Raw genomic sequence first — 14,423 nt, 5'->3', positions numbered from 1 at the left:
CGCTTACGCCTCGACTATGAGCACCGATACAATCGGCTTTTTGCCGGTCCATTCAGTAGCACTGCGCCGAACTAACAATCTCAATTCTTCGGAAAAGCGATCCATATCACCAATTGGCTTTTTAAATTTATCGATAATCATATCGCCCATTTCATCGAGAAATTCTTCTTCATCTTCCTCCAACGGAACGCCCAATAGCCGCAGCACGGGCTGGCCGGATATCTTGCCCTTGTCATTCAGCCCAACAGCAACCGAAATCGTTCCATTATATCCAATTTTCCGGCGTTCGTTCAAGGTCTTGCCATCGGCAGTGATGATGACATCACCATCGAGAACCAATCGGCCCGTGCGCTCTTGGCCAATAATTTTTGGGCCATCAGGCGCCAATCGCACGACATCTCCATTTTGCTGAAAAATATTCTTGGGCACGCCTTGCTCGGCAGCAAAGCGGGCCTGTTCTTTCATATGACGGATTTCACCATGGACCGGTACGATAATTTCAGGACGGATCCAGTCATACATTTTCGCCAGCTCTGGGCGTCCGGGGTGGCCTGAAACATGTATATGCTCCTGCCGATCGGTAATCATCACAACGCCTTTGGCGGCCAGTTGATTTTGGATACGCCCAATGGCGATCTCATTGCCGGGAATCTGCTTGGATGAAAAAAGAACATTGTCGCCTTCGGTCAATTTGATCTTGTGCGAATCTCCGGCGATACGGCCAAGAGCAGCCCGCGCCTCTCCCTGCCCGCCTGTGGCGATGATCATGATTTCATCGCGCGGAATATGCATTGCATCTTCAAAATCAACCGTGGCTGGGAAATCTTTCAAATAGCCATTTTCTCGGGAATTTTCGATCATCCTATCGAGCGATCGCCCCGCGACACATAATTGCCGCCCACTATGTTTTGCCACTTCTCCCAATGTCTGCAAACGCGCCGCATTGGACGCAAAAGTGGTTACCAATACCCGGTTTTTCAAACCATCGACCACGCGCATCAGATTGCGATAGACATCGCCTTCTGATCCCGATCCTTCTTTATTGAAAACATTGGTGGAATCACACACCATCGCCAAAACACCATCATCGCCAATCGCGGAAAGCTGTTCCGGCGTCGATGGCGTTCCTAACATCGGTTCGTCATCAAGCTTCCAATCGCCAGTATGGAATATCTTGCCATAGGGCGTGTCAATGAGAAGCGCATTGCCCTCGGCGATGCTGTGGGCAATCGGGAGATAACGAAACCCAAAGGGGCCCAATTCGAAACTGCCTTCATTGGGTATGATGCGCAATTCAACATCATTTTCGAGCCCCGCTTCAGCCAATTTGCGCCGGATTAATCCCGCAGTAAATGGCGTTGCAAAAAGCGGCACGCCCAATTCCGCTGCAAAATACGGAACCGCTCCTATATGGTCTTCGTGACCATGGGTCAGCACAATGCCGAGAAGATTTTTCGATTGCTTCTCGATAAATTCCAGATCCGGCAAAATAAGATCAATGCCGGGATAAGCGGGGTCTGAAAAGGTCATGCCCAAATCGACCATCACCCATTTGCCATCACAGCCATATAGATTGACGTTCATGCCGATCTCTGCCGACCCGCCAAGAGCCAGGAAGAGAAGTTCGTTTTTTGGTTTTATCATGCGGTTTGGGTTGCTCTCTGATAGAGGATGAACAGTCCGCGCAGCGTCAAATCGGACTCAAGATGGTCGAACACATCTGTATGTTCGTCAAACAAGACAGACAATCCCCCCGTGGCGATAACCGTCGTCGGACGACCAATTTGCGCCTTGGTTCGCTCCACCAACCCTTCGATCATTCCGATATAACCCCAGAAGATTCCGATCAGCATCTGGCTTTCGGTGGTGCGGCCGATAACATTATCCGTATCCGGCGCTTCGAGCGCAATGCGAGGTAATTGTGCGGTTTTGCCGACAAGGGCATCAAGAGACAGATTGATTCCTGGCGCGATCACGCCGCCTTTATAGGCCCCGTCATAATCGGCCACGTCAAAAGTCGTGGCGGTACCAAAATCAATAATCACTACGTCTTGCTTATATTTTTCATGGGCTGCGATGATATTCAATACGCGATCGGCCCCAACCGTATCCGGTTGCGCAACATCCAGAGCCACGCCCCATTGTGCATCTCCGCGCCCCGCAACATACGGCGTAACGCCAAAATATTTTTCCGACAATACAGTCAAATTGTGCAGCGCACGAGGAACCACCGTCCCAATAATAACGGCATGAATATCATCCACGCTCCAGCCATTGAGATCCAGCAACTGCCGCAACCAGACAACATATTCGTCCGCTGTTCGTCGCGGATCCGTGGCTATGCGCCAACGGGCCTTGACCTCTTCGCCATCGAACAGCGCAAACACGACATTGGTATTACCGGCATCTATTGCGAGCAACATGGTTGACCCTTTCTTCTAACCGACATGAATATCACCGGCATGTATCTCGATAAGCGCTCCGTCAGCCTTTCTCAAGCGTAGTGCGCCATCATCTGACAATCCGGCATATTCGCCTTCCACTCCTATGCCCTTTTCATCGACTCTAGAAAGCCGTGTGCCTTTCGGATGGGCCCGTTGCTGCCAAGCAGACAATATCTCTGAAAGGCCTGAATGCCGCCAAGTTTTCAATCGATCTTCAAAATTTTTAGCCAAATTTTCTAGCATGATCGCAGCCGTTACATCCCGATCACATCCTTCTTCATGCAGGCTGGTGACTGTCCGTTCAGCAACAGCTGGCGCGACAGCGACATTCACTCCGATGCCTACAACTACATTATCGGCTGTGCTTTCGAGCAAAATACCGCAAATTTTCGAACCCGATACCAATATGTCATTCGGCCATTTGAGCAGCATGTGATCATGCGGCAAATAATATTCTATAGTTTCATAAACGGCCAATGCGGCGACAAAGGAAAGAGACGAAGGGGCCGGATCATTGGCCTGAGTTACCACCAAAGTGCTGCAATATAAATTACCCTTGGGGCTTTCCCATTTTCGACCTAAGCGCCCAACACCGCCGCTTTGCTGCTCAGCGCGCAACCAGAGCCCTTCCTGCGCCCCGCTCGCCGCACGCGCCTTCATATCCGCATTGGTAGATGCGGTTTCGGCGATTGTTTCTATATTGATGGTCAGAATAAGGCCTGAGCTGCCGTTGCCGTTACTGGTGCCAAAAATGGTATGGTCAGATAGCCGAGCGGCGATACTACCAATGCCAAGAGCGCAATCAGAGCATTTTCTGTTTTGTGACCGGTGTGAACAATCTCGTTCGCAGCTTCATCAAAGAACATGATCTTGACGATTTTGATATAGTAAAATGCGCCGATCACCGAAGCAGCAATACCAATGACAGCAAGCGGCAACATGCCCGCAGCTACCGCTGCGTTGAAAACAAGAAACTTGCCCCAAAATCCAAATAGAGGGGGGATGCCCGCCAAAGAGAACATGAAAAACATCATAGCCCAAGCCAGAGCGGGTCTGGTTTTGGCCAGACCGGAGAGGCTCGACAGCGATTCCAGTGGCTTGCCTTGTGCATCGCGCATTTCCATGACGCAAATGAAGCTGCCCAAGGTCATCACCAAATAGATGACAAGATAAAAAAGCATCGCTGAAATACCCTCGGCGGTCCCGGTTGCTAAACCGATAAGCAGAAACCCGACATTGTTGATCGAGCTATAGGCGAGCAAGCGTTTGATATTCTGCTGTCCAATCGCAGCCACAGCGCCCAGAACAATGGAGGCCAAAGCGACAAACACGACAATTTGCTGCCAAGTGGAAGTCTGACCGCCAAAGGCATCGATAATGACGCGGACGGTGAGTGCAATAGCAGCGACTTTGGGAGCGCTGGCGAAAAAGGCGGTAACCGGCGTCGGTGCCCCCTCATAGACATCAGGCGTCCACATGTGGAATGGCACCGCACTGATCTTAAAGGCCAGTCCAGCCAATACCAGCACAACTCCAATAAGCGGTCCGGTTGATAATTTGCCCGTCAGCGTATCCCCGATGACTGAAAAGTCGGTCGAGCCAGCAAAACCGTAAACCAAAGATATACCGAATAAGAGCATACCGCTGGCTAGCGAACCGAGAACGAAATATTTCAAACCAGCTTCCGAGGAACGCACGTCATTGCGAACGATACTGGCCAAGACATAGGCAGACAGGCTGTTCAATTCTAATCCAATATACAGCGTCATCATGTCGCCAGCGGAAACCATCATCCCCATACCGACACAGGCGAATAAAATCAGCACCGGATATTCGGGCCGGTAGGAGCCATTATCCTTGAAAAAACGCGGAGCAATGATCAGGGAGATAATCGCCGCAAAATAGATCAACAATTTTGCAAAACTACCAAAACTATCCAATTTATAGAGGCCATAAAAAGCACTGGCGCCTAGATCATAAGACGAGTTTGTCAAGAATTCAGATGCCACAAACGTCGCAGCAAATAACGCCACAACCGCCAATATACTGATCACACGCGCGGATTTAACACCGCCCCATGCTGCAAAAATCAGCAGGAACATGCCGCTAACCGACAGAATAATTTCGGGTAAGGTGAAAAATAGTGAACGTCCGTAATCCATTAGTGCGACTCCCCGTGACCCGCTTGGGCCTGATCAACATTGGACGTCGCTTTGGCTTGCCCCATTTTCAATTGTGCATCCCCTGCCGGCGCGGCGCGATCAATGCGGGCAACAATTGCCCCGACATCGCCGCGGATCGGCGCCATGAAACTTTCCGGATAAACACCCATCCACATTACCGCGGCCGCGATCGGTGCCAATAATGCCATTTCCCGAGCGGACAAATCTGGCATGGCGCGCACATCATCATGGACCAATTCACCAAAGGCGACCCGGCGGTAGAGATAGAGCATATAACCTGCACCCAAGATAATACCGACGGTACACACTAAGGTGACCCAGCTGTTGACCTTATACAATCCGATCAGCGACAAGAATTCCCCGACAAAACCACTGGTTCCAGGAAGGCCTATAGAGGCCATTGTAAACAGCAGGAACAAAATCGCATATTTCGGCATATTCACTGACAACCCGCCATAGCGGTCAATGTCTCTGGTGTGCAGGCGATCGTAAATCACCCCTACGCAGAGGAATAATGCGCCAGAGACAAGACCGTGGCTGAGCATCACGATAATAGCGCCTTCGATGCCCTGACGGTTAAAGGCGAATAGCCCCACTGTCACAATCGCCATATGCGCAACCGAAGAATAAGCGATGAGCTTTTTCATATCCTGTTGCACAAGTGCGACCAGCGACGTGTAGATTACCGCAACCATCGACAAGGCAAAGATCAGCCAGATAAATTGTTCGGATGCTTCCGGAAACATGGGGATCGAAAAACGCAAAAATCCGTAGCCGCCCATTTTGAGCAAGACGCCCGCTAATATCACAGAACCGGCAGTCGGTGCTTGAACATGGGCATCGGGCAGCCAGGTATGGACCGGCCACATTGGCATCTTGACCGCGAAGCTGGCGAAAAAGGCGAGCCAGAGCCAGGTCTGAGCTTCGGGCGCAAAGTCATAGTTGAGCAATGTTGGAATATCGCTCGTGCCAGCATCTTGCACCATCCACAGCATGGCGATGAGCATCACGACCGAACCCAGCAATGTGTACAGGAAAAATTTGTAACTGGCGTAGATGCGATTGGCTCCGCCCCAGATCCCGATGATCAAATACATGGGGATCAGGCCCGCTTCGAACAGGATGTAGAATAGGAAAATATCTTGAGCGGCGAACACCCCGATCATCAGCACTTCCATGAACAGGAAGGCTGCCATATATTCGCCGACCCGGTCCTTTATCGCTTCCCAGCTCGCCCCAATACAGATGGGCATCAAGAATACGGTGAGCATGATCAGCATCATCGAAATGCCGTCTATGCCAAGCGCCCAAGCGAAATTGCCAAAAAGATCAACTCGCTCAACATATTGCCATTGTGGGCCGCCAATATCGTAGTTGATCCACAATATCACACCCAGAACAAACAGCGCCAAAGTTGTCGCAAGCGCCAGCAAACGGGCGGCATTGGCTCCGATGAACAAGCAGATAATCGCCGCCAGCATGGGCAAGCCCATCATCAACGACAATATGGGGAAATCAAGCTGGTTCATCCGTTTGCTCCCCGCACAATTAACCAGGTGACGGCAGCCACTAGTCCCAGCAACATCACCAGCGCATAGCTATACAAATACCCGCTTTGGAATTTCTTGGCGACGCCAGCCCCGCTAGCAACCACCGCAGCCACGCCATTGGGACCGAAGCGGTCAATTGTGCCTTCATCACCGGCTTTCCAGAACAGCCGACCAAACCAAAAGGCTGGGCGCACGAAAATCAAGTCGTACAACTCGTCAAAATACCATTTGTTGAAGAAGAAATTATAGACCGGCTGGAAGGTTGCCGCGAGACGCGCTGGACGATCTTTGCCGCGGAAGTACATCAAGAACGCGGTTGTCAGTCCGATGAGCATTGCGAATGTCGAAGACAATTTGACCCAATAAGGAACCTCATGGATCGCATGCATCAAGTTACGATCAAACGCCAAGCTGCCCGCCCAGAAGCGATATCCATCAGTTGCATCGATAAAGCTGTAGTGGAAAATATAACCCGCCGCGATTGCACCCAACGAGAGAACGCCGAGTGGGATCAACATCGAAATTGGGCTTTCGTGAGGATGGTAACCACCGGTTGAATCTTCAGCGGTTTCCGGCGTCTTGTGAACACTATGTTGAATATGCTCGGACTGTATCCAGCGCGGTGTGCCCCAGAAGGTCAGGAACATCAGTCGCCAGCTATAGAAGCTTGTCAGCAATGCTGCGAGCACGCCAATGGCAAAGGCGAATTGGCCGGTACTCGTGCCACTTGCATAAGCCGCTTCAATAATCGCATCTTTTGAGAAAAAACCTGCGAAACCCAGTGCCGGGATAGCACCAACATGAATAATACCAACGCCGGTAATCGCCAATGTTCCTGCCATCATTGCCCAGAAGGTCAGCGGGATTTCTTTCCGCAACCCGCCATAATAGCGCATGTCCTGCTCGTGGTGCATGGCATGGATCACCGAACCGGCGCCGAGGAACAACAGCGCCTTGAAGAAAGCGTGGGTAAACAGGTGGAACATGGCCGCGCTATAGGCGCCGACACCGGCGGCAAAGAACATATACCCGAGCTGTGAGCAAGTGGAGTAAGCGATAACCCGTTTGATATCATGCTGGACCAGCCCAACCGTCGCAGCAAAAATCGCGGTACAGGCACCAACCACGGTCACAACCGTCAAAGCCACTTCGCTGGTTTCAAACATGGGCGACAGGCGGCAAACCATGAACACCCCTGCGGTCACCATTGTCGCGGCATGGATCAGCGCCGACACAGGCGTCGGTCCCTCCATCGCATCCGGCAGCCAGGTGTGCAGGCCTAATTGCGCAGACTTACCCATCGCGCCGATGAACAGCAGCAAACAGAGGATGGTCATCGTATCAAGCCGCATTCCCGCAAAGGTGATGGTGGAGCCCGCCATTGCCGGTGCTGCTTCCAATATTTCCGGAATAGAAACGGTCCCAAAGACGAGGAACGTTCCAAAGATACCGAGCATGAAACCCAAATCACCCACCCGGTTGACCACAAAGGCTTTAATCGCCGCAGCGCTTGCGCTTGGCTTTTTGAACCAGAAGCCGATGAGCAGATAGGATGCGAGACCAACCCCTTCCCATCCGAAGAACATCTGCACCAGATTATCCGCGGTCACGAGCATCAACATGGCGAAAGTAAACAGCGACAAATAGGCGAAAAAGCGCGGTTGGTCGGGGTCTTCATCCATATAGCCCCAGCTATAAAGATGGACTAGAGCGGAAACCGTCGTAACAACAACCAACATGACCGCGGTCAAGGCATCCACCCTGAGTGCCCATTCAAAATTGAGATCACCCGATTGCACCCAAGTCAGCACCGGCACGACTTCAGCGGCCCGCGACAGCAGGATATAATCGATAAACACCGGCCAACTCAGCGCGCATGATACGAACAAAGCCAGAGTTGTGATCAATTTTGCCGGGACATTGCCAATCATGCGATTGCCAAAGCCTGCCACTATAGCTGCCAACAAGGGCAGGAAAACGATAAGCTGGATCGTCAAGTCCTTAACCCTTCATCCGATTGACATCATCGACGGCAATAGTACCGCGTTGACGGAAATAAATGACCAAAATGGCAAGCCCGATCGCGGCTTCGCCGGCAGCAACGGTCAGCACAAACATAGCAAATATCTGCCCAGTCATATCTCCCAGAAAGGCGCTAAACGCGACCAGGTTCAAATTGACCGAAAGCAAAATCAATTCAATCGCCATCAAAATGATGATGATATTCTTGCGGTTGAGAAAAATGCCCAACATGCCCATCACAAATAAGATGGAACTGACCACCAGATAATGTTCAATGCCGATCATAGCTCGACCCCCTTACCCACTTCGGGCTGTTCATTACGCGTTGCATCTTGCGGACGCCGCCGAACTTGCTCTTGAATATTTTGGATCCGGACACCGCCCCTTTTGCGATTGGTCAAGACAATCGCCCCGACCATCGCCACCAGCAAAATCAGACCTGCGGCCTCGAAAAGAAATACATATTTAGTGTAGAGCAATGTACCCAGCGCTTCGATATTTGAGGGACCGCCCTCTTGCGGTCCGACCACGGCAGTCGCTTCACCCATGCCACCAGCTGTCCATGCACCAATGCCAAATATAATCTCGGCCATCAGCACCAGAGCAAGCAACAATCCCAAAGGTAAGTTTTTCATGAAACCAGCACGCAATTCTGCAAAATCAATATCCAGCATCATCACAACAAACAGAAACAGCACCGCAACCGCGCCGACATAGACAATGACGAGCAAGGCTGCGATAAATTCCGCACCGACGAGCAACATCAAGCCAGCAGCGTTGAAAAACGCCAAAATCAGCCACAAAACACTGTGCACCGGGTTGCGCGCAAATATGCAAAAGGCACCGCTTGCGATGACAATGGCTCCGAATAGATAGAAAGCAAATATTTGCATTATAACGGTTTCCGTAACCCCCTTAGAATCCTGTCAGCGCCTTAACGATAGGGCGCGTCGGCGGCAAGGTTGGATGCGATGGCTCGCTCCCATTTGTCACCATTTTCAAGCAGTTTTGCTTTGTCATAAATTAGTTCTTCCCGTGTCTCGGTCGAATATTCAAAATTCGGCCCTTCCACGACAGCGTCCACGGGACATGCTTCCTGACAAAATCCGCAATAAATGCATTTTGTCATGTCAATATCATAGCGGGTGGTCCGGCGACTGCCATCGTCACGGGGCTCCGCTTCAATTGTGATAGCCTGCGCCGGGCAAACCGCTTCGCACAATTTGCACGCAATGCAGCGTTCCTCACCATTGGGATAGCGGCGCAGCGCATGTTCTCCGCGAAAGCGCGGAGAAATGGGGTTTTTCTCATAAGGATAGTTGATCGTTTTCTTCTTCTTGAAGAAATATTTCAGCGTCAGCAAATGCGCCAAAACAATCTCATAGAGCGAGAACGCTTTTATGATTTCTGTAATTCTCATAGCGGCATTCCAAACTTGTCAATCATTACATATCCGCTGACCAAACAGACCCAGAAAATACTAATCGGCAGGAACACTTTCCAGCCCAGACGCATGAGCTGGTCATAGCGATAACGCGGAACCGTTGCCCAGGCCCAACTGAAGATGAAAAAGATCAAGAACATCTTCAAAAACAACCAGACAATCCCCGGAACAGCATAAAGCGGTTCCCAATCCACCGGCGGCAACCATCCGCCCCAGAACAGGATCACATTAAGCGCGCACATCAGCAGGATATTGGCATATTCGCCGAGCCAAAATAGCGCGAAGGACATGGATGAATATTCCGTCTGATAACCCGCCACCAACTCACTTTCCGCTTCGGTCAAATCAAACGGAGCCCTCGCCGTTTCCGCCATGGAACTGATCAAAAACATCACCGCCATGGGGAAAAGTAAGGGATTGAGTCCATAAGCGCTTATGGCTCCGAAAATATGGCCTTCTTGCGCCTTGATAATCTCGTTGAGATTAAATGTACCGGCAAATAGCACCACTGAAATCAGGATGAAACCGATGGAAACCTCGTAAGAGATCATCTGCGCTGCGGCTCGCATGGCCGAGAAAAACGGATATTTGGAGTTACTCGCCCAACCGGAAATCACCACACCATATACTCCCAGCGAACTGATCGCGAGAATATACAGCACCCCTATATTGATGTTCGCGAGAACCATTTCCTCACTGAACGGGATAACCGCCCAGGCCAGCAAAGCCACCGTGAAGGTGATGATCGGTGCCAACAGAAACAGACCTTTATTGGCCCCAGACGGAATGATTGTTTCCTGAAGAAACACTTTCAAACCGTCGGCAAAACTCTGCAACAGACCAAAGGGTCCGACCACATTGGGACCGCGGCGCAGCGCCACAGCGGCAATAATTTTGCGATCAACGTAGATGATCATCGCCACAGCCAGCAGCAGCGGTAGCGCGATCAACAGGATCAGCGCCAAAGTCGCCACAAACCAGCCAATTTCAGGGCCCAGAAAAGTGGATTGGAGATATTCGGTCATTCCGCCGCCTCCAGCATATCGTCACCGTGCAGCAATTCTGCCGAACAGCGCTGCATCGTCGCGCTGGCGCGGGTGATGCTGTTGGTCAGATAAAAATCTCTGATCGGGTGCACGCCCTGCCCTTTGGGTTTGTCCGGCAATCCTGATGGCGGAGCCCAATCAAAAGATACCAAACCTTCTTGGGCCATGACCGGATGATCCTTAAACATCTTGCCGCGCAACTCGTCAAAGCTGTCAAAGGGCAGTGTCTTGCCCATCACATCGGACAATGCCCGCAAAATGCTCCAGTCTTCCCGCGCGTCGCCGGGCGCAAAAATCGCCTTATTCGAGCGCTGCACACGACCTTCCAGATTCACATATGTTCCGTTTTTCTCGGTATAGGCTGCTGCCGGCAAAATAACGTCCGCCGCATGCGCTCCGGCATCACCATGATGGCCGATATAGACTTTGAAGCTCTTGTCAAACGGCGCATAGTCCATTTCATCAGCGCCAAGCGAAAAGAGCAGTTTTGGTTTCTTCGCTGCAATCGCCTTTATGCCGCCATCATAGGCATAGCCGAGCATCAATCCACCGGTGCGCGACGCACCAATATGCAGCACGTTAAACCCATTCCAATCATCGCGGACCAATTTGTATTTTGTTGCAAGTTTCAAAGCAGCCCCATGCGCCCCTTCGACACTCAACGCACCGCCGCCCAATATCAGCGCAGGCTTTTCAGCATTTTTCAGCGCATCAGCGGCGGCTTTGGGTAGCTTGGCCAGCAAGCCCATATCATCCCCTAGCCACTCAACCGGATAGGTTTGGTCGGCTTCGGGGCCAATACCAAAGACTTTGGCTCCGCCCTTGCGAACGGCTTTGCGAATACGGGTGTTGACCAGCGATGCTTCCCAACGCGGGTTGGTCGAGACGAGAATAATAACATCAGCGTCTTCAATGCCAGCAATGGTTGTGTTGAAATTGACTGAAGCCAGATTGGACACATCATAAGATAGTCCCGTTTGCCGGCCTTCCAGCATGTCGGACCGCATGGATTTGAGCAGTCGCTTGGTCGCATACATGGTTTCGCAATCGACAAGATCACCGGCTATTGCCGCAACCGAACTGCCCGCCTTGACCGCCGCAATGGCCTCAAAGGCTTCATTCCAACCAGCGGCAACCAATTTGCCGTCCTTGCGAATATAGGGCTGATCAAGACGGCGTTTCATCAAACCGTCAATCGCATGGCGTGTTTTATCGGTCGCCCATTCCTCGTTCACATCGTCATTGACCCGCGGCAGTGCGCGCAGCACTTCCCGGCCACGACTGTCGATCCGGATATTGGTGCCGACACCGTCCATCACGTCGATCCCCATGGTCTTGGTCAATTCCCAAGGCCGGGCTTCAAAGGCATAAGGCTTGCTGGTCAAAGCGCCAACGGGACAAAGGTCCACGACATTGCCGCTCAATTCGCTGTGTACGGCGCCTTCGAGATAAGAGGTAATTTCCATCCCCTCACCGCGTCCAACCGCGCCAATTTCTTCTACGCCGGCTACTTCCTCGGCAAAACGCACACAGCGGGTGCAATGAATACAGCGGGTCATTACCGTCTTGACCACCGGCCCCATATATTTCTCGGTTACCGCGCGTTTATTCTCGTCATAGCGCGAACCGCCCTTGCCATAAGCGATGCTCTGGTCCTGCAAATCGCATTCACCGCCCTGATCGCAAATCGGACAATCAAGCGGATGATTGATGAGCAGAAATTCCATCACCCCTTCCCGCGCCTTTTTGACCATTTCGCTATCCGTACGGATTTCCTGTCCCTCGGCAGCGGGCAGCGCACAGCTCGCCTGCGGCTTCGGCGGCCCGGGTTTTACCTCAACCAAACACATGCGGCAATTGCCCGCAATGCTGAGGCGTTCATGATAACAGAAACGCGGAATTTCCTTACCGGCCAGTTCAGCCGCTTGCAGCACAGTTGCGCCCTGTGGAACTTCCAGTTCGACTCCATCTACGGTGACTTTAGGCATTATTTTCTCACCAATTTATCAATGTCGGAAGTATCCACTATTGCGGTAAATTGGTTTTCGGGGACATAGGACGAACCAACATCTTTTCCTTTGTCTTTGGCCTGTGCTTGAGCAAAAGTTCCGCATTGACCCACAATTCTATTTTCCACCCCTTGCCAACGCTGCGGTGAGCTCTTCTTTAGTTTTTTGCCAAGGAACACGGCGTTAGCCATGCTTCTCATGAAATCATGATCATTTGATTCATAGGCAACTTGATACCCACATTGCACCCAAGCTCTAACAGCCGGAGTGACTTCCAAACATGCCCATGCTGGGGAGGCTACCAAAAGGCTACCGCCAAGAATCAGATAGCTAAGCTTCATTCCGCCGCCTCCATTACTTCTTGCTGTGCGCCATTCTCGCGAATACGTCGCTCCATCTCCGGACGGAAATGCCGGATCAAGCCCTGTATCGGCCAAGCCGCAGCGTCGCCAAGCGCGCAGATCGTATGGCCTTCAACCTGTTTGGTCACTTCATAAAGCGTATCAATATCGCCTATCTCTGCATCGCCATCGCGCATTTTCTCCATAACGCGCCACATCCAGCCTGTACCTTCGCGGCATGGCGTGCATTGGCCGCAGCTTTCATGCTTGTAGAAATAGCTGAGCCGGGAAATGGCGCGAACGATGTCGGTCGACTTGTCCATCACAATGACCGCTGCCGTACCAAGGCCGGAGCCCAAATCCTTTAGACCATCGAAATCCATCGGCGCGTCCATGATTTGCTCAGCTGGCACCAAAGGCACCGAAGAGCCGCCCGGGATAACAGCAAGAAGATTATCCCAACCGCCCGTAATGCCGCCGCAATGCTTTTCGATCATATCCTTGAACGGGACAGACATGGCTTCTTCAAACACAGCTGGCTTATCGACATGGCCGGAAACCTGAAACAATTTCGTACCATGGTTATTTTCGCGGCCAAAGCCAGCAAACCAGCTCGCACCCCGCCGCAAGATGGTTGGCACCACCGCAATGGATTCAACATTGTTTACCGTAGTTGGGCAACCATAAAGGCCGGCACCAGCAGGAAATGGCGGTTTCAGGCGCGGCTGGCCTTTCTTGCCTTCGAGACTTTCAATCATCGCGGTTTCTTCACCGCAAATATAAGCGCCCGCGCCGCGGTGCACGAAGACATCAAAATCATAACCGGATTTGGCGGCATTTTTGCCGATCAAGCCAGCATCATAGGCTTCCTGGACGGCCGCCTCCATGACCTTGGCTTCCATGATATACTCACCGCGAATATAGATATAGGCGGCGCGCGCGCGCATTGCGAACCCAGCAATCAAGGCGCCTTCGATCAGCTTATGCGGATCATTGCGCAGAATTTCGCGGTCCTTGCAGCTGCCAGGTTCGGATTCATCCGCATTGATCACCAGAAAACTCGGCCGCCCATCAGGCGACTCTTTCGGCATGAAAGACCATTTCAAACCGGTGGGAAAACCCGCGCCACCGCGACCACGCAGGCCGCTTTCCTTCATTTCATCGATAATCTTGTCATTGCCGCGCTTGATAATATCAGCGGTTTTGTCCCAATCACCGCGTTTTTTCGCGGCTTTCAGATCCCAAGATTGGAAGCCATAGACATTGGTAAAGATCCGGTCTTTGTCTTGGAGAAAGTCAAAAGCCATTATTTCTTACTCCTCCGACCCCAAAGGCCGCCTGCCACAGCAATTGCAACAACCGCCAGCGCCACCCATCCTGCATA

General features: G+C 51.8%; 13 protein-coding genes. All 13 read right to left on the bottom strand.

Translation table 11 applies throughout. The annotated features are described in order from the left end of the window. Positions 1-3: 3 nt before the first annotated feature. The 13 genes from ABJU74_RS03310 to nuoF are packed head-to-tail and all read right to left on the bottom strand — an operon-like array spanning position 4 to position 14,346. The gene (locus ABJU74_RS03310; protein ID WP_348382834.1) at positions 4-1,641 is read right to left on the bottom strand and encodes a ribonuclease J; all 1,638 of its coding nucleotides are present in this window, start codon (positions 1,639-1,641) and stop codon (positions 4-6) included. Then, positions 1,641-2,423 (bottom strand): type III pantothenate kinase, encoded by a 783-nt coding sequence (locus ABJU74_RS03305; protein ID WP_348382694.1) that lies wholly within the window; start codon positions 2,421-2,423, stop codon positions 1,641-1,643. Before ABJU74_RS03305 ends, ABJU74_RS03310 begins: the two co-directional genes overlap by 1 nt. A gap of 15 nt (positions 2,424-2,438) precedes the next feature. Further along, positions 2,439-3,134, bottom strand: coding sequence for a biotin--[acetyl-CoA-carboxylase] ligase (locus ABJU74_RS03300; protein WP_348382833.1), 696 nt, complete (start codon positions 3,132-3,134; stop codon positions 2,439-2,441). Positions 3,135-3,151: 17 nt separating this feature from the next. Next, positions 3,152-4,606, bottom strand: coding sequence for an NADH-quinone oxidoreductase subunit NuoN (gene nuoN, locus ABJU74_RS03295; protein ID WP_348382693.1), 1,455 nt, complete (start codon positions 4,604-4,606; stop codon positions 3,152-3,154). Further along, positions 4,606-6,156 carry an NADH-quinone oxidoreductase subunit M gene (locus ABJU74_RS03290; RefSeq protein WP_348382692.1) on the bottom strand — a complete coding sequence of 517 codons (1,551 nt, stop codon included), beginning with the start codon at positions 6,154-6,156 and terminating at the stop codon, positions 4,606-4,608. The genes nuoN and ABJU74_RS03290 overlap by 1 nt, the downstream gene beginning before the upstream one ends. After that, complete coding sequence (gene nuoL / locus ABJU74_RS03285; protein WP_348382691.1) at positions 6,153-8,174, bottom strand: NADH-quinone oxidoreductase subunit L; 2,022 nt, start codon at positions 8,172-8,174, stop codon at positions 6,153-6,155. The genes ABJU74_RS03290 and nuoL overlap by 4 nt, the downstream gene beginning before the upstream one ends. 4 nt (positions 8,175-8,178) lie before the next feature. Further along, positions 8,179-8,484 carry an NADH-quinone oxidoreductase subunit NuoK gene (gene nuoK / locus ABJU74_RS03280; RefSeq protein WP_108809875.1) on the bottom strand — a complete coding sequence of 102 codons (306 nt, stop codon included), beginning with the start codon at positions 8,482-8,484 and terminating at the stop codon, positions 8,179-8,181. Beyond that, positions 8,481-9,095, bottom strand: a complete 615-nt coding sequence (locus tag ABJU74_RS03275; RefSeq protein ID WP_348382832.1) for an NADH-quinone oxidoreductase subunit J — start codon at positions 9,093-9,095, stop codon at positions 8,481-8,483. The genes nuoK and ABJU74_RS03275 overlap by 4 nt, the downstream gene beginning before the upstream one ends. Positions 9,096-9,133: 38 nt before the next feature. After that, a complete protein-coding gene (nuoI, locus tag ABJU74_RS03270) occupies positions 9,134-9,619 on the bottom strand; it encodes an NADH-quinone oxidoreductase subunit NuoI (protein ID WP_348382690.1) in 486 nt (161 codons plus the stop codon). Beyond that, complete coding sequence (gene nuoH, locus ABJU74_RS03265; protein WP_348382689.1) at positions 9,616-10,668, bottom strand: NADH-quinone oxidoreductase subunit NuoH; 1,053 nt, start codon at positions 10,666-10,668, stop codon at positions 9,616-9,618. The genes nuoI and nuoH overlap by 4 nt, the downstream gene beginning before the upstream one ends. After that, the gene (gene nuoG, locus ABJU74_RS03260) at positions 10,665-12,677 is read right to left on the bottom strand and encodes an NADH-quinone oxidoreductase subunit NuoG (protein ID WP_348382688.1); all 2,013 of its coding nucleotides are present in this window, start codon (positions 12,675-12,677) and stop codon (positions 10,665-10,667) included. Before nuoG ends, nuoH begins: the two co-directional genes overlap by 4 nt. Then, a complete protein-coding gene (locus ABJU74_RS03255; RefSeq protein WP_348382687.1) occupies positions 12,677-13,039 on the bottom strand; it encodes a hypothetical protein in 363 nt (120 codons plus the stop codon). The genes nuoG and ABJU74_RS03255 overlap by 1 nt, the downstream gene beginning before the upstream one ends. After that, positions 13,036-14,346, bottom strand: a complete 1,311-nt coding sequence (gene nuoF, locus ABJU74_RS03250; RefSeq protein WP_348382686.1) for an NADH-quinone oxidoreductase subunit NuoF — start codon at positions 14,344-14,346, stop codon at positions 13,036-13,038. The genes ABJU74_RS03255 and nuoF overlap by 4 nt, the downstream gene beginning before the upstream one ends. Positions 14,347-14,423 lie beyond the last annotated feature (77 nt).

This window comes from Parasphingorhabdus sp. (assembly GCF_039982415.1).
Classification (GTDB): Bacteria; Pseudomonadota; Alphaproteobacteria; order Sphingomonadales; family Sphingomonadaceae; genus Parasphingorhabdus.
This window is presented reverse-complemented; position numbering and strand designations above follow the sequence as displayed.